15 protein-coding genes are annotated in these 20,434 nt (G+C 62.9%); 2 read left to right on the top strand and 13 right to left on the bottom strand.

The window, feature by feature from the left end; genetic code table 11:
* The 6 genes from HWE01_RS17590 to HWE01_RS17615 all read right to left on the bottom strand — a co-directional run.
* Window positions 1-8,028 (bottom strand): non-ribosomal peptide synthetase (locus HWE01_RS17590; protein WP_241822438.1); only part of this gene is annotated, 8,028 nt, incomplete at its 3' end.
* A 25-nt stretch (window positions 8,029-8,053) separates the two neighbouring features.
* Window positions 8,054-9,070: a TauD/TfdA family dioxygenase gene (locus tag HWE01_RS17595; protein ID WP_502798453.1), complete on the bottom strand. Its 1,017-nt coding sequence runs from the start codon at window positions 9,068-9,070 to the stop codon at window positions 8,054-8,056.
* A 15-nt stretch (window positions 9,071-9,085) separates the two neighbouring features.
* Window positions 9,086-9,769 (bottom strand): 4'-phosphopantetheinyl transferase family protein, encoded by a 684-nt coding sequence (locus HWE01_RS17600; RefSeq protein ID WP_241822439.1) that lies wholly within the window; start codon window positions 9,767-9,769, stop codon window positions 9,086-9,088.
* Window positions 9,744-10,499 carry a thioesterase II family protein gene (locus tag HWE01_RS17605; protein ID WP_241822440.1) on the bottom strand — a complete coding sequence of 252 codons (756 nt, stop codon included), beginning with the start codon at window positions 10,497-10,499 and terminating at the stop codon, window positions 9,744-9,746. The genes HWE01_RS17600 and HWE01_RS17605 overlap by 26 nt, the downstream gene beginning before the upstream one ends.
* A complete protein-coding gene (locus HWE01_RS17610; protein WP_241822441.1) occupies window positions 10,496-10,711 on the bottom strand; it encodes an MbtH family protein in 216 nt (71 codons plus the stop codon). The genes HWE01_RS17605 and HWE01_RS17610 overlap by 4 nt, the downstream gene beginning before the upstream one ends.
* Before the next feature lie 178 nt (window positions 10,712-10,889).
* Window positions 10,890-11,396, bottom strand: a complete 507-nt coding sequence (locus tag HWE01_RS17615; RefSeq protein WP_241822442.1) for an RNA polymerase factor sigma-70 — start codon at window positions 11,394-11,396, stop codon at window positions 10,890-10,892.
* Window positions 11,397-11,858: 462 nt separating this feature from the next.
* Between HWE01_RS17615 and HWE01_RS17620 the strand changes: the two genes are divergently transcribed.
* A complete protein-coding gene (locus HWE01_RS17620; RefSeq protein WP_241822443.1) occupies window positions 11,859-14,519 on the top strand; it encodes an EAL domain-containing protein in 2,661 nt (886 codons plus the stop codon).
* A gap of 51 nt (window positions 14,520-14,570) precedes the next feature.
* Here HWE01_RS17620 and HWE01_RS17625 read toward each other — a convergent pair whose 3' ends face one another.
* The 6 genes from HWE01_RS17625 to HWE01_RS17650 all read right to left on the bottom strand — a co-directional run bounded on the left by HWE01_RS17625 (window position 14,571) and on the right by HWE01_RS17650 (window position 19,438).
* Entirely contained in the window at window positions 14,571-15,119 is a 549-nt protein-coding gene (locus tag HWE01_RS17625) for a cytochrome b (protein ID WP_175343557.1), read from the bottom strand.
* A 45-nt stretch (window positions 15,120-15,164) separates the two neighbouring features.
* Window positions 15,165-16,514, bottom strand: coding sequence for a sensor histidine kinase (locus HWE01_RS17630; protein WP_241822444.1), 1,350 nt, complete (start codon window positions 16,512-16,514; stop codon window positions 15,165-15,167).
* Window positions 16,490-17,155: a response regulator gene (locus HWE01_RS17635; protein WP_241822445.1), complete on the bottom strand. Its 666-nt coding sequence runs from the start codon at window positions 17,153-17,155 to the stop codon at window positions 16,490-16,492. The genes HWE01_RS17630 and HWE01_RS17635 overlap by 25 nt, the downstream gene beginning before the upstream one ends.
* A 21-nt stretch (window positions 17,156-17,176) precedes the next feature.
* A complete protein-coding gene (locus tag HWE01_RS17640) occupies window positions 17,177-17,935 on the bottom strand; it encodes a COG4705 family protein (RefSeq protein ID WP_241822446.1) in 759 nt (252 codons plus the stop codon).
* Between the two features lie 69 nt (window positions 17,936-18,004).
* Complete coding sequence (locus HWE01_RS17645; RefSeq protein WP_008329058.1) at window positions 18,005-18,775, bottom strand: COG4705 family protein; 771 nt, start codon at window positions 18,773-18,775, stop codon at window positions 18,005-18,007.
* A gap of 60 nt (window positions 18,776-18,835) precedes the next feature.
* Window positions 18,836-19,438 (bottom strand): undecaprenyl-diphosphatase, encoded by a 603-nt coding sequence (locus HWE01_RS17650; protein WP_241822447.1) that lies wholly within the window; start codon window positions 19,436-19,438, stop codon window positions 18,836-18,838.
* Between the two features lie 304 nt (window positions 19,439-19,742).
* On the opposite strand from HWE01_RS17650, the gene HWE01_RS17655 reads away from it, so the two are divergent.
* Complete coding sequence (locus tag HWE01_RS17655; RefSeq protein WP_008329060.1) at window positions 19,743-19,925, top strand: hypothetical protein; 183 nt, start codon at window positions 19,743-19,745, stop codon at window positions 19,923-19,925.
* Window positions 19,926-20,001: 76 nt separating this feature from the next.
* Here HWE01_RS17655 and HWE01_RS17660 read toward each other — a convergent pair whose 3' ends face one another.
* Window positions 20,002-20,301: a hypothetical protein gene (locus tag HWE01_RS17660; protein WP_008329061.1), complete on the bottom strand. Its 300-nt coding sequence runs from the start codon at window positions 20,299-20,301 to the stop codon at window positions 20,002-20,004.
* Window positions 20,302-20,434 lie beyond the last annotated feature (133 nt).

Genomic DNA, 20,434 nt, shown 5'->3' on the forward strand with positions numbered 1-20,434 from the left:
GGTATGCGGTACCCGCAAGGCGGGCCGCTCGGGGTGTGCCTTTGCCTGTGCTTCGATCAACGCCAGCACGTTGCCGGCCTCATGGACTTGCGCATTGCGCGACCAGGCCAGCATTGCCGTCTGTTCAGCCCGGCTGTGCCAGGTCAGTTCGGCCAGCGGACGGTGCAGATGTCCGGCCAATTGCAACAGCAGTGACACCGTCAGGTCCCGCAATGCTTGCGCGCTGGCGGGCGCGATGCGCGCGGTGTCGTAGCGCCATTCCAGTTGCAGCCGTTCGGTCAGCGTGGCAATCAGGGTCAGGGGGTAATGGGTCTCTTCGCGGTTGTGCAGCACCTCCAGACGCAGGCCCTGCTGCTGCTCGGCCTGCAAGGCCAGATCCAGCGGATAGTTCTCGAATACCAGGATGCTGTCGAACAGCGATTGTCCGGCATGTCCGGCCCAGGTCTGGATGTCGTAGAGCGGCGTGCTGTCAAACTCGCGCACGGCCAGATTGCTGGTCTGCAGCCGCTGCAAGAGAGTCTGTACCGTCATCTCCGGTTGCAGGCGGGTCACGATGGGCAGGGTATTGATGAACAGGCCCAGCAGATTCTCCGCTCCTTCCAGTTCGTCGGGACGGCCTGCGACGGTTGCACCGAAGATCACCGTGGACTGGCCACAATAACGGGCGAGTACCAGGCTCCAGGCCGCTTGTACCAGGGTGTTGAGAGTGCACTGATGTTCGCGTGCGAAGCTCTGCAGGTGCGCCGTGGCCAGCAAATCCAGCGTGGCCTGGCAACTGCCCTGGCCCCGGCCCGGCTGCTGCAGTGGCGGCAGGCTGTTGACCAGACTGGTCGGGCCTTCGACGCCAGCCAAATGAGCGCGCCAGAATTGCTCGGCACTGCCACGGTCCTGCTGCTGCAACCAGGCGATGTAGTCGCGATAGCGCAGCGTCGGCGCGGGCAGAATCGCGCCCCGGTAAAGTCGCAGCACTTCGCCGATCAACTGCTGGCTGCTCCAGCCGTCCAGCAGCAGGTGATGACGGGTCCAGATCAGGTGATGCACCTGATCGTCCACCCGCACCAGACTCAGGCGCATCAGCGGCGGATGCTGAAGATCGACGCCGCGTGCGTGTTCGGTGGCAGCCAGCGCCTGCAGGGCGCAATCCAGATCGGGGCGCTGGCGCCAGTCGTGTTCGTCGATGGTCAGCGCGGCGTCTCGGGCCACCCATTGCAGCGGCTGGTCGCCCTGCATCAGGAAGCCGCTGCGCAGGATGTCATGACGGTCCAGGACGGTCCACCAGGCCTGGCGGAAGCGTTCTACATCGAGGCGGTGCAGACGCACCTGCAACTGGTTGAGATATGCGCCGCCTTGTGGCGCCAGCAGCGCATGGAAAAACAGACCAGCCTGCATCGGCGAGAGCGGATAGAGATCGGCCACGCGTTCGGCCGGCAGGCTCTGCATCAAGTGGTCGAGCTGGGGCTGTTGCAGGCGCGCCAGCGGGAAATCCGATGGCGTGGCCCGACCGCTCACCCCGGCGCAATGGGCCAGCAGCGCACGCAGGTTATGCAGGTATTGCTGCAGCAACGCGGCGATGTCGGCCTGCTGGTGCAAGGCACTGCAATACAGGCACTCCAGATGGAGTTGACCATCGGTGACCAGGGCCGTGAAGTCCAGCAGGCAGCGCCGCAGGCTGGCCGGATCGCGCTCCAGGTCGGCTTGCGCCGCCGTGCGGGGCAGCATCTGCCAGCCGGAGGTCTCGGGCAGCGCATCGAAGCGCCCCAGATAATTGAAGCTCACCTGCGGCTGCAGACCGCCCTGCCCGCTCTGACTGCGCCACAGACCATAACCCTGCCCCTGCCCGGGCCACTGGCGCAGTTGCTCCTTGGTCTGTGCCAGCAGGATGCCCGGTGCACTGCTGGTGACCGTCAGTTGCACCGGACAGAGCGCCGTAAACCATCCCACGGTACGGCTCAGATCCGGTGCTTCTCCTGCGGCACCGGGCAACTCTTCGCGGCCGTGCGCTTCGAGCTCGATGAGGATGCGATCGCGCTTTGCCCACTCGCACAGTGTCTGGGCGGCAGCGGCCAGCAGGATGTCGTTGATGCGCGTGCGATAGGCGGCGTGGGCCGGACCAAGCAGGAAGGTGGTGCTGTCGTGATCCAGCACCACGGCTTCACGTGCGCTGCGGCCGATGGTATTGGTGGCGCGCATGCCCACGCCATGCGCCGGCGTGCAGGGCAAATCCTCATCACCGGTCGATGCCAGTGCCTCCCAGTGTGCCTGCTCCGCCGTACTCAGACGGGCCGCCGCCACTGCGCCGGCCCAGGCGCTGAAGCCGCTGCTGCTCTCGGGTGGCGTCGTGCCTTGCAGCAGGTTCAGCAGATCCTCCAGCAGAATGCGCCAGGACACGCCATCGACTACCAGATGATGCGCGATCAGCACCAGCATGCCGCGCGACTGACGCGGCTGCGTGAGCCACAGCACTCGCCACAGCGGCCCCTGTGACAGATCGAGACTGCGCTGGGCGGCTGCAATCGCCGCCGCCTGCGCCGCCGCGTCGGCCACGTGCCGCACGTCGAAGCACTGGCCGGCATGCGGCGCCACCGTTTGCCGCCAGACACCGTCGTCGCTACGGTGAAAGCGCAGACGCAGCGCCTCATGCAGACGACCCAACTGGTCGATGGCATGGTGCAGGCGATCGACCGAGGTATCGGCCGGTCCTTCCAACTGCACACTCTGGTTCCAGTGCGCCGGCGGCTGCGCGTGATGCCGGAAGAACCACTGCTGGATCGGGGTGAGCGGCCATGAGCGCGGGCCTTCGGTCGCCGCTGCCGGTGCAGCCGCGGGTGCATTGCCCTGTCCGTCCAGCGGTAGCGCCAGCGCGGCGACGGCGGCCAGATCCTGGGTCTGCATCAGCTGACGCGGCGTGATACGCCAGCCGGCCTTGCGCAGACGGGCAACGATCTTCAGCGTCAGGATGGAGTCGCCGCCGAGGGCGAAGAAATTGTCATGGCGGCTCACCTGAGCCACTCCCAGCACTTCTTCCCAGATTGCCGCGATCACGCTTTCGACGCCCTCTTGCGGACTATCCTCCCCGGACAGTCCGGTGCTGTGCTGGCTGCCCTCCTGCGGCAGCGGCAATGCCTTGCGGTCGATCTTGCCATTGGCCGTCAGCGGCAATTGCGCCAGCGGCACGAAGTGGGCCGGCACCATGTAGTCGGGCAGTTGCGCCGCCAGGGCGTTGCGCAGGGCCACCGGATCGGCGCTGCCGACCACATACGCGCACAGCTGCAGACGTTGCTCGGGACCCGGCAGGGCCAGTACTTCGGCCGCGCTCACGCCCGGCTGGGCGCGCAGGACCACGGCGATTTCCTGTGGTTCGACACGGTAGCCGCGAATCTTGATCTGATCGTCGATACGGCCCAGGAACACCAGCCGTCCGGCGCGGTCCAGCCTGACCTTGTCGCCGCTCCGGTACAGGCGCGCGCCGTTGCCGGCCGGATCGGCGATGAAACGCTCGGCTGTGGCGCCGGGCTTGCCGTGGTAGCCACGTGCCAGACCGGCGCCGCCGATATACAGTTCGCCCGCTGCCCCGCGCGGCACCGGATTGAGATCGGCATCGAGCACCTGCAGCCTCAGTTGTGCCAATGGCTGGCCCAAGGGCAGCGGCAAAGGCTGATCGCCTTCCAGTAGTTGGGTGAGTATGCCCACCGTGGTTTCGGTCGGGCCGTAGTGGTTGACCACCCGACAGTCCGGGCACAGCCCATGGATCTGTTCCAGCAAGGCCGGGCTGGTGCTTTCGCCACCGACGACCAGGGTATGGCGCGGCAGGATCTGCGTCGCCTGTGCGGATTGCAGCAGCGCCTGAAGATGGCTGGGCACGATCTTGAGCACATCGACGCGGCGCTCCTGCATGAAGGCGGCGAACTGTGCCGGATCAAAGGCTGCCTCAGCCGGCAGCAACTGCAGCGCACGGCCGGAACACAAGGCGCCGAAGAAGGTGGTATGGCCCAGGTCGGCGGCTACCGTCGAGGCCATGGCCATGCTGCGCACCTCCGCCGGCAGCGCCAGACGCAGCAGCAGCGCCTGCACGTAATTGCTCAACGCAGCACGGCTCACCGCCACGCCCTTGGGACGACCGGTAGAGCCTGACGTGTAGATCAGATAGGCGGCCTGTTGCGGATGCACTGCGGGCCAGTCCTCCCCTGGCGCGGCTTCCTCGACGGCGGCAGTGGCCGCCGGAATGGTCAGGTAGTGCGCCGGCGCGCCCGGCAAGCTGTGCAGGCGCGCAGCCTCGGGCGTGGTCAGCAGCAGGCGGGCGCCGCTATCGGCAAGCTGATAGGCCAGGCGTTCGTCCGGCAACTGCGGGTCCAGCGGGACATAGCAGGCGCCAGCGCGCAGACAGGCAAGCACGGCGACGACGAACTCGACCTGGCGCGCGCTTGCGATGGCCACCCTGTCTTCGGCCTGCACACCCAGCTCGCGCAACTGGCGCGCCAACTGCTCCACCTGGGTGCGCAACTGCTGCGCCTCCAGGTGGATGCGCTCATCGGCTACCGCCAGGGCCTGCGGTGCGCGCCGGGCGTGGGTCAGCCACAGTGCGATCACATCCCCCTCTCTGTCGATGGCGGCGCACTCGGTCTGGGGCGCGGCCAGCGGGGCGGGCGCTGTCGGCCAGGGCAGCTGCCCCAGCGGCGAAGTCGGGGCAGCGCAAACTTGCCGGGCGAACCTGGCGAGGGCGTCGGCCATCTGGCCGATTTCTTCCTGCGTCCAGCGCGTACTGGCGGAGGCGAACAGGCAGTGCAGCTCCTCGCCCGCAAGACTGAAGTCCAGGCTCAGATCGAAGTGGGCCTGGCCTGCGCTCAACTCTTCCAGCTGCAGCGACAGTGCGTCCGCCTGCCACACCGGCAAGGCCTCACGTTCGGTGCACTTGACCTGGCACAGGGGATGCACGTGCGACTGCCGCTGCGGCTGCAGGGCTTGCACCACCATGTCGAAGGACACATCCTGATGCTGGCGCGCCGCCAGCACCGTCGCGCGTACCTGGCGCAGCAAGGCGTCAAAGCCGAGCCGGCTGTCCAGACGAGTACGCAGCACCTGCAGGTTGAGCAGATAGCCGATCATGGTCCGCGTCTGCGGATGGCTGCGCTCGGCCATGGGCGCACCGACACGCAGATCACTGCAACAGGTGGCGCGATACAGCACCAGATCCAGCAAGGCCAGCATGCCCATGTACAGCGAACAACCCTGTGCCGCGCACAAGGCGCGCAGCGCCCGTGAGATATCGGTCGGCAAGGTGAAAGCGTGGCGCGCCTCGGGCAACCCCTCTCCCGGGCTCGCCTGACGGCGACCCTCCGGCAAAGGCAGTGCTTCGTGCTCGCTGCCCAAAGCGTTACGCCAGTAGTCAAGCTGACGGGCGATCTCGGCGCTGTCCAGCTGCTGCTGTCGCCACATGACGTAATCGCTGAACTGCCGCACGGGAGCGGCCGGCAATGGCTGGCCCTGGCGATGCGACGCATACAGCGCGCATAGCTCCTGCAGCAATACCGGCAGCGACTGACCATCGGCGGCGATATGGTGCAGCGTGATGCCCAGTGCATGATGCTGCTCATCAATGCGCACCAGGCATGCGCGCAAGGGAATCTCCTGCGCCAATGCGAACGGCAGGCGGGCGCGTTGCTCCAGCCATGCGCGTGCTTGCCCCGCATCGCCGGACACGTCGCCCAACACTTCCAGTACACCCGGACCGGGCGGCAAGGCCAACTGTACCGGTACACCGTCGGCCTGCACCCGGTACACCGTACGCAGGATGGCATGGCGCGTGACCAGGTCATCGAGGCTGCGGCCCAGCGCCGCCACATCCAGCGCACCCTGCAGATGCAGGATGCCCGGCATGTTGTAGGCCGGGCTGTCAGGGTCGAGCTGCCAGGTGGTCCAGAGCGAATGCTGGCCCGGCGACAGGGGCAGGCCGGCCTGGCGCTGGCTCTCGTTCAGGCCGGCCATGACCACAGCTGGCCGGCGCGGCGCGTTCTGGCGCAATGCCTGCAACTGTTCGGCCAGTTGCTCCAGCTGCGGGTATTCGAAGATCAGGCGCACCGGGAAATCGATCTGCCACTGTTCGCCGATGGCCGCCGCCAGCTGTACCGCCTGGAGCGAATTGCCACCCTGACGGAAGAAATGTGACTGGCCCGCCAACGCAGGCGTGTGCATCACACTCTCCCACAAGCTGCGCAGAGTGGCGGTGTCGGGGCTGTCGCCCCGGGTTGCAGGAGCGGTCGTGGGCGTAGGCTGCGTGCCGCCTTGCAGATGGCCGAAGGCCAGGATGGCATAGGCGTCCAGACTCTGCGTGTGCCAGCCCTCGCGGCAGGCGCTGCGTTGCAGCTTGCCGCTGGAGGTCTTGGGCAAGGCACCGGGATTGAGCAGCACGATGACGCTGGCGGCCTCGTTGCAGGTCTGTACGATACATTCCTGCAGCGCTTCCACCAGTTGCTGTGGCGCGACCATCTTTTGCACGCTACGCGAGATTTCCAGCGCCACACCGATACCCTCGATCCCCTGCGGATGCCATTGGCGCGGGATGGCGAAAGCCGCCACACGGCCCTTGCGGGTCAGTTCGACCTCGCGCTCGATGGCGCGCTCGATGTCCTGCGGATAGACGTTCTGACCGCGCACGATGATCATGTCCTTGCTGCGGCCCGTGACGAACAGGGCGCCTGCGCGGCAGAATCCCAGGTCGCCGGTGCGCAGCCAGCGCTGGCCCTCCTGCTCGACGAAGGCGTGGTCGCTGTCGTGTGGGCGGCGCCAGTAGCCAGCGGCAATGCTGGGGCCGGCGGCCCAGATCTCGCCGACCAGGCCTTCGGCCAGCGCGGCGCCGGTGGCCGGATCGGCAATGCGCAAGGCATGGCCCGCTGGCGAAATGCCGCAGGCTACCAGATGAACCGCCTGCGCTGCCGGCGCGATGACATCAATGACATCGGCACGCCCCTGGCGCAGGCCTTCGGCCTCGAAGGCCGCGACCTGCATGCCCTGCCCGCGCCGGCCCCCGGTGACCAGCAGGGTCGATTCGGCCAGACCATAGCAGGGATAGACGGCATCGGCAGCAAAGCCGATCTGACCGAAGCGGTCGATGAACGCCTGCAAGGTATCGTGACGTACCGGTTCAGCGCCCGAGAACGCCACCCGCCACGAGGACAGGTCCAGCCCTGCCGCACGCTCGCCGCCGATGCGGTCCACGCACAGCCGATAGGCAAAATCGGGGCCGCCGCTGATGGTGCCGCGATGACGTGAAATCGCTTCCAGCCAGCGCACCGGACGTTCGAGGAAGAAGGCCGGTGACATCAGTACCACCGGGATGCCGCGATACAGCGGCTGCAGCAGTCCACCGATGAGCCCCATGTCGTGGTAGAGCGGTAGCCAGCTGACGAAGACATCGTCGCTGCCCACCCCCAGGCGCTCCTCGATGGCGGCTTCGTTGGCCATCAGGTTGGCGTGGGTAACCATCACGCCCTTGGGTTGGGAGGTCGAGCCGGAGGTGTATTGCAGGAAGGCGACGTCGGCGGGCGCGATCGGATGTTCGCGGAAGACGCCCTCCCCGGCCTGCGGCGCATCGACGGCCAGCATCGGCGCCTGCCCGGCCAGTGGTGCCGCTGCTGCCTGCAAGGCGTCGCGCACGGCGGAGGTGACCAGCCAGCAGGCGGCCCCGGCGTCCTCGGCGATCCCGCTCAGACGTTGCAGGTGCTGTTGACGCATCGACTCCGGGCGATGCAGCGGTACCGCGATCAGGCCGGCGGCCAGGCAGGCGAAGAAGGCGATGACGTAATGATGGTCATTGTCCAGCAGCAGCAAGACGCGCTCACCCGGTGCGTGATGCTGTTGCAGGTGCGCGGCCAGCGTGCGCGTGGCGTCGGCCAGTTCGAGGTAGCTGAAGGCGCGCTCGCCTTCAGCCTTGACCGTGGTCAGCGCCAGGTCATGCGGGCGCGTCTGCGCCAGCTGAAAAAGACGCGCGACGATGTGAGTGGCGCGGTCGGGGGAATCGGCGGTAATCGTCATGGCGTGGCAATCGTGGGCAAAGGGATCAGTCGAGATTGGTGTGGGAGCGCGACATTGCCACCACCACCTTGCGCGGTCCGGAAAACGGTGTTCTGGCATGGGCCACCAGCATGTTGTCGAGCATCAGTACGTCGCCCGCCTGCCAAGGGAAGATCACCGTCTCCGCCGCCAGGACCTCGCGCACCTGGTCGAGGACGGCATCGTCGATGGCCGTGCCGTCGGCCCAGCAGACATTGCGTGGCAACTGGTCTTCGCCGACCAGGTCGATGAGCGATGCGCGCACTTCGGGCGCCAGGTTGGAGGCATGGAACAGGTGTGCCTGGTTGAACCAGACCATCTCGCCGGTCACCGGATGGCGCTCCACGCCCTGGCAACGCTGGCGGGTGCGCAGGCCGTCGTCCTCCAGCCATTGCCACTCGATATGCTGGCGGCGGCAGAAGGCTTCCACTTCGGCGCGGGTCTGCACCCCGAAGACGTCCTGCCATGGCAGGTCGAAATCATGGCTGTAGTGGCGCACGTAGAGCAGCCCCTGGGCGAAGCGCTCGCGGATGGCGGCAGGCATGCGGCGATAGATCGCGCGGCTGTCGGCAATCGGGGTTTCGCCACCGGTGGGCGAAGCGGTCACGCAGTGGAACCAGATGCGCATCGGCCATTCGCGCGTGTAGGCTTGCTCGTTATGCAGCGGGATGTGCTGGTGGGCCGGATACTCGGTGGAGGTATAGATGCCGTTGGCCACCGAGGAACGCGGTGTGGAGGCGAATTCGTAGCGCAACAGCGGATCGCCGAAACTGGCCGCGAACTGCTGGAAGTCGGCTACGCCGGGCACCTCGAAGCCGCGCAACAGTACCCCGCCGACACTGCGCAGATGCGCCTCGATCTGACCGGACAAGGCATCCCGTGCCTGCGCCAGCGTCTGGCCGGGGTGCAGCGGCTGCAGCAGCACCGGCAGGACGTCCCTGCCGGCGTCGGGGCGGAGATGACGACTGAAGGTCAGCGGCGTCTGGGAGGGCGTATCGATGGTGGCGGTGATAGCGGTGCTCAAGAGGATTCTCCGGGGTCAGGCGTCGATCCAGGCCAGCGCGGCGGCATGGCCGGGTCGGGTGGACAAGGCGCGTGCATGCAGCCGTGCGGGTGCAGGCCACTGCGACTGCTGATGGAAGATCTGGTAGCGCGGGTGGCTCTCCAGATCGAGGTGAATGGATTGCAGGTGCTCACCGATACCCAGGCCCAGCGCCTTGAGCACGGCTTCCTTGGCGACCCAATGACGCAGGAAGCGCACTTCGTCCAGCGGAGCTGGCAATGCGGCCCATTCATCCGGGCTCAGTACCTGCCTGGCCATACCGTGCAACTCTTGCAGCCCTGCAGCGATGCCGCATTCGACGTCAATGCCCAGCGCCAGACCGGGTGCCATGGCGAGCAGCCCGATATCGCCAGCATGCGAGACATTAAAGGACAGCCCGCCCGGCCCGCCCAGCAGCGGCTTGCCATAGGCGTTGCGCACCAGCGGCACGGCTTGCGGAGCGCAGTCCAGGCGCTCGCCCAGCAGGCGGCGCAGGCAGGCACGCATGCAGCAAAAGCGCCGGGCATCGTCGCGGCGGCGGTAGCGGCGCGCATGGGCCTGCTCTTGCGGGCTCAGCACAAGCGCATCCTTTGCGTCATCACCATGATCCAGGTCGAAGGCGACCTGCCACAGTTCGATCTGCGCGGGAACGCCCTCAGGCGTGGGCAAGCGCTGCAGCATGATCGGCGTGGGACAAGGAATTGGCATGCGCCTGAAGATGACGCCGCAAACGGGCCAGCAACGCGTCCTGCTGACCTTGCAGATAGAAGTGACCACCGTCGAACCAGTCCAGCGTGACGCTGCCCCGGGTTTCGCGCTGCCATGCCTGCAGCGCTGCACTACCCAACGGGTCGCCGATGCCGCCATAGACATGTACCGGCAGATCGAGCAAGTCAGCCATTTCATCGGCTGGACGCTGCATCTGGAAACTGCTGCATACGCGGTAATCGGCGCGCAAGACGGGCAGCGCCAGTTCCAGCAGCTCGGGACAGTCGAAGACCTCCTCGCGGGTGCCACCCTGGCGGCGCATGGCGGCGATGAGGGCGGCATCGGAATCCTCCGGCGTCACCCACTCACGCGCCAGCGGCGCCGCGCAGGCCGATACCATCAACGCGCGGGGCGCGGGCCAGCCGCGCTGCGGCAAGCTGCGCGCCAATCCCTGCGCCAGCAGGCCGCCCATGCTATGACCAAACAGCATGTAGCCGGAAGATGGCGCCGCCGTGCCGGCCAACTCATCGGTCAGTCGATCCAGCAGCACGACATAGTCCTGCAGCAGCGGCTCGCGGATGCGACGGCCGCGACCGGGCAGCTCGACGGCCTGCAGTCGCGCTACATCCTGCAAGGCGGCTTGCCAGGGAAAATACATGCTGGCACTGCCGCCGGCACAGGGCAGGCAGAACAGTGTGATCATGCCTGGCCCTGACCCTGCATGAATTCGCGCAGACTGCGCGGACGCATGTCGGTCCACACCGTTTCGATATGCTGCAGGCAGACCTGCTTGCTGCCACTGACGCCGGCGTCACGCCAGCCACCAGGGATACTCTTGTAGTCGGGCCAGAGGCAATACTGCTCTTCCTCGTTGACCAGCACGCGGAATACGCCATCTTCACGGTCGAAGCTCATCGTTCGTCTCAACTTTCCTGATTCGCGGCGAACGTTCATTTCACAGATCGTTCGCCCTGTTCATGAATTATTCACATTGCAATATGCAAATGCGAATCAATCTTGTTTATATTGACGAATCACGAGGCCATAAATTTAGCGTTTTCAGATCCGCACGGGCATGGACAACCACGGTGTGTCAGACGGCTTGCTTGAGACAGCATTGCATTGCGTCGCGGATCATGAAGTTCACCAGCGTGGTGGAGACGCCCAGGTGCTCGGCTACTTCGCGCTGGGTATAGCCTTCCAGGCGATGCAGTTCGAAGGCTCGCAGGGTGCGTTCCGGCAGAGTCGACAAGGCATTCGCGACGCTCACCAGGGTCTGCCGCGAAATGCTTGTGCCCTCCGGGCTTGCCTGGTGGCAGATGACATCCATGCCCTCCTCTTCCTCGGCGAACATGAAGGACTCCATGGCCATGCGGCGCTGGCGGTCGATGGCGAGGTTGCGGGTGACCTGGAGCAGGAAGGCCTTAGGATGACGGGCGGAGAATTCTTCAGGCAACTCGGCGATCTTGAACCAGGCATCCTGCACCACATCCTCTGCACGTTGGCGACATCCCAGAATTCTCGCAGCGGCGTCACGCAGCTGCGAGCGGCAAGCGATGAACTGAAGGCGCAGGTCCATCGGATTGGATTGGTCAGACATAGCGCTTTTCCTCTACACCATCACGCACGTGCACCTGGCACCATCTGGCCCGGTTCAGGACCAATCCGTCCGAAGTGACGGGGCCTTTGCATGGCGGCAGGTCCTGCGCGGCGCCAAGGTGGCGGCACGGGGCGTGACTTGATTGATTGGATGGCTGGAGACCGTCGATCACTACAACATCGGATCGAGGCTATGGCTGTCTGTTTTGCGGCTCGCTTCTTGAGCGGGAGTCACGACGGCTGGCCCATGACATTCACAGGCATTGAATGCGCACGTCGTCACTTTAAGTTTTAATTACGTCTCAAATAGTAACAAGAACCATTATCAATTGAAAGAGGGGTATGTGCTTATTTTTGGCACATCCTGAGGACGGCAGCATGCCCTGCACCAATGAGGGTTTCCATTTGGCTGGATGTTCTATAAAGTAGACAAAAAACCAAATCAGGGACAGGCGCAGGCAGCATGAAGCATCCAGCACCCATTCCGGCTGCGGCGGGGGAGAGTCAGACCGGCGGCCATCGAGACCGGCCGCCATGCCACCGCGCGTGGCAAGCGGCGCGCTGGCTGCATGTCGCTTTGCGCAGCCGGGCAGCGCTGGTGGGGCTGGCTTTGCTGGTCGGCTGCGGTGTTTGGCTTACCGCACAGGCGCAGCCACCTGAACCGGGCAAGGTGCTCACGGTCGGGGTTTACCAGAATCCCCCAAAAATCTTCTTCGATGGCGAAGGCACGGCCAGCGGACTGCACATTGATCTGATCCGACTCATCGCCGAGCGCGAGCACTGGCAACTGCGCTTCGTCCCCTGTGAGTGGCAGGCCTGCCTGCAGCAGGTGGAGAACGGCCAGATCGACCTGTTGCCTGACGTGGCATGGACCGAGCAGCGCGAAAAACTGATGCGTTTTCCGACCGTTCCGGCGCTCTACAGCTGGTCCATCCTCTATCGCAACCGCTCGGTGGCGATCAACTCCATCTTCGATCTCAAGGACAAGCGGATAGGCCTGCTGGAAAACTCGGTGCAGTCCAATTATTTCCGCAACCTGATGGACAACTCCGGCATCAAGGTCCGGCTGGTCGCGCTGCACAGCATCGAGGACGGGTTCAGGATGGCGGCAGCGGGCGAGATCGATGGCCTCGTGGCCAGCCAGCAGGTCGGTGACATGCTGGTCGACCGCTATCACCTGGCCGATACCAACATCGTATTCCAGCCGGTGAAGCTGTTCTTCGTGAGCGCCAGGCAGCAGCCCCCCGAGATTCTGGCTGCGGTCGACCGTGCGCTCAGCCAGTGGCAGGGCGATCCCGATTCCATCTATTTCAAGATCCTGCGCAAATGGGGGCGCGGCAATACCACCCTGCCTGGCTATGTCTGGTGGCTGCTGTGTGGCGCACTGGCGCTGTTGCTGGGCGCCCTGGGCATCGCGGCCTATCTGCGGCGCGAAGTGGCCCGGCGCACGGCCCGATTGCAGCAGAGCGAAACCTCGCTGCGCATCGCGGCAGCGGCCTTCCACTCCTCCGAGGCGATCTGGGTGATGGACGCCAACCGCAAGGTGCTCGATGCCAATGCCGCCTTTACTGCACTGACCGGCTACCAGCAGCACGAGGTACCCGCCTCAGGCATGCCGCCGTGCCAGCGCGAAGAAGACCATGAGGATTTCCGCGCACGACTGTGGGCACTGGTCCAGCGCGACGGCAAGTGGCAGGGAGAGCTGCGCGTCTGGCGCAGCAATGGCGAGTCCTTCTACGCCGTGGTGACGCTGACTGCCGTTGCCGATCCGAGCGGACGCATTACGCACTATGTCGGCACCCAGGTCGACATCAGCGACCAGAAACGTCTGCAGGAGGAGACCCGGCAACTGGCCTTCTATGACCCTCTCACCGGGCTGCCCAACCGACGCTTGCTGCTCGACAGGATCGCCGCCGCCAGCGCTCTGGGAGATCAGGCCGCCCTGTTCTTCATCGACATCGACAACTTCAAGGACCTCAACGATGCGCTGGGGCATTCGATCGGCGATCGTCTGCTGTGCCAGATTGCCGCACGTCTGCAGGAACTGGCTGCAGGCGCCCTGGTGGCGCGCCTGGGTGGAGATGAGTTCGTGGTGTTGCAACAGCAGCCAGCGGCGACGCAGGCAATCATCGAGGAGACCGCCACCGGATTTGCCCAGCGCATCGTCGCAGCCATGGAGCAGCGATTCGATCTGGACGGGCTCAGCCATTTCGCGACCTGCTCGGTCGGTGTAGCGCTGATGCAGGAACAAGGCGCCAGCGTCGAAGACCTGCTGCGCCAGGGAGACCTGGCCATGTACGCAGCCAAGCAGAAAGGACGCAATACCTGCTGCCTGTTTGACCAGGCCATGGAGCATGCGCTGCATTTCCGTACGGGCCTGGAGAGCGATCTGCGGCGCGCCATCGGCAGCAGCGAATTCCTGCTGCATTACCAGCCGCAGCGCGACCAGGCCGGCAATCTGATCGGCGTGGAAGCCCTGGCGCGCTGGAACAGCCCCTTCCGGGGCAGCGTCTCACCGGCCATCTTCATTCCGGTAGCCGAGTCATCGGGACTGATCCTGCCGCTGGGCCACTGGGTCTTCCAGCAGGCCTGTCGGCAATCTGTCCGATGGAATCGCGACAGTCGTCGTCAGCCCGTGGTGATCGCAGTCAACGTCAGCGCAGTACAGGTACGCCAGCCCGACTTCGTGCAGTGCATGCTGGAAACGATCAAGGCGACCGGCGCCGACCCCTGTCATCTCAAGCTGGAGTTGACCGAATCAGCCATGGTCGACGATGTTCAGTCCACCATCGAGAAGATGATGGAACTCAAGCAGCATGGCCTGGCCTTGTCACTGGATGACTTCGGGACGGGCTATTCCTCGTTGTCTCTGGTCAAGCGCCTGCCCATCGACCAGCTCAAGATCGATCAGTCGTTCGTACGCGAACTGTTGTTTGCGCCCAGCGACGTGGCCATTGCCAAGAGCATCATCACGCTGGCCGATGCCCTGGGCCTGGAAGTGATTGCCGAAGGCGTGGAAACCCGCGAGCAGCAACAGTTCCTGGCGGCACTGGGTTGCACGCGCTATCAGGGCTACCTGTTCGGACGCCCGATGCCGGCCGAGCAGTTTGAAGACGTCTGTTGAGGCTTGAACCCGGGCGCAAACCGACGCCCTGCAGGGCGGACAAGCTGATGATTACCGCTTGCTCAATGGAAGCATGCGCGAGAGAGTTCCATCTTTAACGACAAGTTGATGATAGAGCGCACCGCAGACATGCAGGCCAATCAAGGCCAACAGCGCCCAGACCGAGGCAATATGCCAATCTCCGATCGTGGCCAGCAGATCGGAATTTGCCGGGAAGATGGCGGGCAACTGCATCAAACCGAAGAAGGACAGGTTCCAGCCTCGCTCTGCAGCGTTCATCCAGCCCAGGATGGGTGAGATGGCCAGAAGAAGGTAGAGTCCGCCATGCACGAGCTTGGCGACAACCACGGTGAGCGTCACACGCGTATGTAGCGGTTTGGGCGCCGGACTGATCAGGCGCCAGATCAGTCTGGCCAGCATGACCAGGAGAATCAGCAATCCTACCGAGATGTGCAGACTGACCAATCCTTCGGGCGATTGCAGATCGTCCACATCTGGCATGGTCCAGCCTATGGTGCACTGGGCGATGATGAGCAGTACCGTGATCCAATGGAAAAACTTGGCGATGGGTGAATATTGTTCTTGAACACTGTTGGACATGATGGCTCCTTGGATTTCACTGATTTGGACTTCTGTTTGACGCACTCATTGATTCGGGATATTGACCACCACGCGCAGTCCAGTTTGACTTGACTCGTCACTGAAGCCCAGCGTGATGCTCGCCCCCAGCCTGTCTGCGATGGCCTTGACGATGGACAGGCCCAGGCCGGAGCCGACCTGATCGCTACCCAGCAACCGGTGGAACGCCTCGAAGATTCGCGCCCGCTCGATCACAGGGATACCTGGCCCGCTATCTTCAACAATCAAGGCCACGTTTTTATCGTCAAATTCGATTGAAAGATCCACCTTGCCCCCATTCGGCGTATACCGCACGGCGTTATCAACAAGATTTCTGAGGAGCGAAAACAGATCGAGTTCGCTCACCATCAGATGAGCATCTCGCTGACCATCCACGCCGATATCGATCTGCTTGGACTCGGCCAATGGCATGAGCTCCTCCAACACCCGACGATAAACGGACTGGACGGAGACGGGTGTATCGACCACCGACACGGACGACTGAGCCTTTGCCAGGTCCAGCAGCTGATTGAGAAGATTGCGACCTCTGTCGATTCCATCACGTAATGCGTGCAAGCGTTGCCGCGCCTGCTCCGGCATGTCGGCTTGCGCCAACCTTTCCGCCTGCAGAGAGATGGCCGTCATGGGGGAGCGCAGTTCATGTGCGGCGTCCGCAACAAAGCGCCGCTGCGACGCCATCGATTGCTCGACCCGACCCAGCAGTCGGTTGATGGCCACCGCAAACGGTCTTACTTCAACAGGGAAGTGACTGGTCTGTACCGGATGCAATTGCTCATCCTGGCGCTGGTCCACTTCCCTGGATAATGCCGCGATGGGACGGAACATTTTCCGGATCAGATCGGCGACGATCAGCAGCAGGACCGGCATCAGGAGCAGGAAGGGCATGACGGTCCTCAAGGCACCGTCTCTGGCGATTTCATCGCGAAAATCGGACTCTTGTGCAACGGCGATGCGTTCTCCACCCGGCATGGTCTGAACCAGCACGCGGAAATTCTCTCCCGCAGCGTCAAGATTGTGCAGGCCATCGGTCAGGTTGGACGGCAGAGGGAGTGCTTCTTCTGCATCCACCTCGGCTTTGCTGGCGGCGTAGCCAAGATGTTGAACGATGACGCGAGACTCTTCGTTCGACGAAGCGAAACTGACCTCAGGCACGGGAGAGCCAGGCGAAAGTCGCTGGCGTTCCATCAGATGTGCGATCTGACGAAGCACATCGTCCTGCAACTCGTGCGCTTCATCCAGCGCGGAGGCGAATGAAAACACCCCTGCCACAACGGCTACGGCCAGTATCGCCATGCAAAGTGTGACGGATAGCTTCAGCTGAACCGATTCGTTCAGCCGTCTTTTGAGACCATCCATCCTACCCCCCTGACGTTTTTGATGATGTCGCTGCCAAGCTTTCTGCGCAAGGCGTGGATCAAATACTCGACCGCGTTGCTTTCGACTTCCTCGTTCCAGCCATAGATTCTGTCTTCCAATTCGCTGCGCGACAGAATTGCTCCCGGACGTATCAGCAATGCGTGGAGCAGAGCGAACTCTCGGTTGGACAATTGCGTCGCGCCTCCCTCTGGCAGACTTGCCTCCTTGCTGACCGGGTCAAGTGACACCAGTCCATTGGTGAGCAAAGGGGAAGCCATTCCCCCCTTGCGCCTCAGGACCGCGCGCATGCGGGCCAGCAGCTCGGCCATCTGGAAGGGCTTGAGGACGTAGTCGTCTGCGCCGCCATCCAGTCCTTGCAGCCGATCATCAAGCCCGTCGCGCGCCGTGATGATCAGCAAGGGAATCGGGATGTTCTTCGCGCGTATGCTTCTCAACACATCCAACCCGTCTTTGCCTGGCAATCCCAAGTCCAGCAAGGCAATGTCGTAATGCTGGCTGGTGATGGTGGTGACGGCAATCTGTCCGTCCTTGACCCAGTCCACCGCGTACGACGCATCCTTCAACGCGGCCTGGATCGCCTCGCCAATCATTGCGTCGTCTTCGACCAGCAGTACCCGCATGTTGCCTCCGTTGGAATGGTGTCAATGTGCTGCCGTTGCCGCCCTCTGCCGGAACACCAGCATGGCGCACAGCATGAACGCCAGCAACGCGATGGACGCACCGTAGCGGCTCAGGGCCAGGCCACCGGCACTCAGGGGTTTGTCGAGAAAGTCACCCACCACGGCGCCCAGTGGTCGCGTCAGAATGAACGCCGCCCAGAATAGCAGGGTGCGGGAGATTTTTGTTCCGTAGTAGGCCAACACCAACAAAACGAGCAGTCCACCGAAAACCGCAGCCGCACCGGTATAACCCAGTCCTGCGCTATCGGCCGTCCAGTCCCCGAGTGCCGTGCCCAATGTCTGCGAAAACATGATGGTCATCCAGTAGAACATTTCTGCTCGCGGGCTGCTTACCGTGTTCACGGAAACAGAGCCGAGCATGCGCTTCCAAAGCAACAGGGACGCCAGCAAAAGCGCGGACAACAAGGTCGTGCCACCGGCGTAACCGATCCCCAAGGAGCGATCCGCAAAATCAGCCAGCGTGGTACCGACGGTGGTGGTGGCGATAATCGTGGACCAATAGATCAAGGGATGGAAAGTTTTGGACTTGATCTGGTACGCCACAGCGATCAGGAAGAGTGCAGCGAAGATGCCCGTACTGGTCAGATAGCCGAGGTTCATCGACATGGAGGCCGCGTCACCTCCGGTCTCGCCAAGCGTGGTCGCTGCGATCTTGATGAGCCAGAATCCCAGAGTCACTTCGGGCACTTTTGCCAAGACATTTTCAGAATATGTTTTCATCTATCTTCCTTCGAAATTGATTGTAGACGCAGCAGTTCGTCGATCCAATGTTTGATCGGCCGCAGATGTTCAGGCTGATCGCTGCCTGCTGGTGCCGACCTGTGCGGCGGCGACCAGCATGATGATGACCGCCAGAAACAACGCACTGATCCACATCGTTCCCATTCCCAAGCCACCGTCCGCCTTGTTCTGGGTCAGCAGATCGCCCAGCGCTGCACCGAAAGGTCGTGTCAAGATATAGCCAATCCAGAAGCTGGCGACCGCATTGCCACCCCGGCGCCAAGCGAGGTAGGTGATAGCGATCAGCGTGCCGAAGATCAGCGCACCCCATGCGAATCCCAGGCCCAATGCTTCTGTTGCCAGGTCGCCAGCGGCAGTGCCCAGAGCAAAAGTGCACAGAATGGCGGCCCAATAGAAAAGCTCTCTGCGACGTGACACGATATGGTGAATGGACAGGCTGTGCTCGACGCGATACCACACGAAGAAAATCACGGCGAGCAACAGAGAGAAGACACTGGTACTGACATAAAGGCTGATGCCCAGGTTATCAGTCAGGAGATCGGTAATCTGAGTGCCCACGATGCTGACCAGTATCACGCTCATCCAATAGAGCCAGGGGATATGCCGGCGAGTCTTCAACTGGGCAAAAAGAACGACTGCAAGGATGCTTGCCATGATCGCACTGGTGATTGCCTGGCCCCATCCAACATGGAATGCGAGAAAATCCGCCCCGGTCTCACCTACGGTAGTCGACATGATCTTGATGATCCAGAACGACAAACCGACTTCGGGAACCTTGTTCAGCCAGTGCGTGGGACGTTCAACATTAGACATGATCATGTCGCTCTCCTGACAGAAATTTGATGGTGAGAAGTCTGGACCGTCGCACTTAGCTCTCACTTAGCTGGTGCCACGGACCCATCCATTGGCGATGAACCTGGAGAGAAGACGGCAGTGGATGCGGATCGTCACCAGGTAAATGGCATCAAGACACCAAACAGGAAGGCGGTGCATGAGGATTGCGCTGAGCATCGCCACGATGGCGGCCCCCGCCATATCGAAGGGGAAGTGCACGCCGAGATAGATACGTGCCCAGGCCAACGGCAGACCAAAAATGCAGAGGATAATCCCGGAAAGTCTCAACGAAGGGGCGAGCAGGAAACTGAAGGCCACCGCCCACCACAGCGACAGATGATCGCTGGGAAAAGAAGAGTCGGCGGCATGCGGGATCAGTGTATGTCCCAGTCCGATCATGAAAGGACGAGGATGCCACCAGACCATGCCGATGAGCTGATTGGCGGACAATGCGATCAGGCCGGCTACGGTCGCGGCGAGCATGGTTCGGCGCTGAGGCTCGTGGCCGCGCAACCAGATCACGGCAATCACGATCGGAACGATCCAGATTTGGAATTCTGCGAGCACCGTGGCCAGGTCGACGGCAATCAGACTGGGATGCGCGGAGGCATTGAACCACAAGAAGACAATGTTATTGATATTTTCCATGATGGAGCGCTGGCAATGAACGATGATGGACGGTCGGCTTGATGATGGCTTGCGACAACCACAACACGCGGCGCATTGCAAAATGAGCAGGAAGATTTGGTGGACAGGAGAAATGTAGCCAGGAAAACTTAGCCAGGACTGAGCCCGGACTGAGCACGGACTGGGCCCACATGAGACAGGAAGGTATGCGGCAGAAGCCGGACTGCAGATATCCGGGCGGCTAAGGCCTGGCTAAGTCTCGAACAATAAGCTCAAGCTGCCAGAACTATTGTCTGGCAACATCCATCAACCCAAGGAGCCATCCATGACTTCAGCGATCAGCAGTCTCTCCAGCAGCTTTTACAACAATGTTGTGGCGGCCAATCCGCGTCAAAGCGCCAGCAAGACTGACAGTGACGGAGATAATGACAACAGTCGGCCAGGTGAAGTAGAAAAGGCCAAGCCGATGTCCGGCACGCTCGGCACAATGATCGATACGCACGCCTGATGTAGCGGCAAGCCGGCCATTGCCTATCTGAATGGCCGGCTCATCGGGATGAGCGTGAACTCGCACACCACCCCGCTCAATGGGTCGCTCGCCGCTCGGCCATGGTCAGGTATTCGGCGTGCAGGTGTGCCGCTTCTAGCACCTGGCGACATTTCGCTCGCTCCGTAGGCAGCGCTGCTAGTTCATGCTGCAGCAATTGCTCGATGATCTCGGCGGCCTCGATGGGCTCGGTTCCCGCTGTCTGCATGGCCAGCAGGCAATTGCGTACGGTGGCACGCACCAGTTCGCCGATCGGCTCCTCCTGTTCGGACATCTCGCACAGCCGCACGATGATGCACAGGTGGCGCCGCGCGATGCTCATGGCATTGGTACACATGTCTCCCTCCTTGTTGTGCAAACCAAGATAGGGCTCGCCCCGCTGCAGCGCCATCAGGCGTTTCCTGATTTCAACACCGACAAGCTGCGGTCTTTCCCATGCCATGACACCGGATCCACGCCGCCTTGCGAGC

It is taken from the genome of Herbaspirillum sp. C7C8 (genome assembly GCF_022627875.1).
Taxonomy (GTDB): Bacteria; Pseudomonadota; Gammaproteobacteria; order Burkholderiales; family Burkholderiaceae_D; genus Herbaspirillum.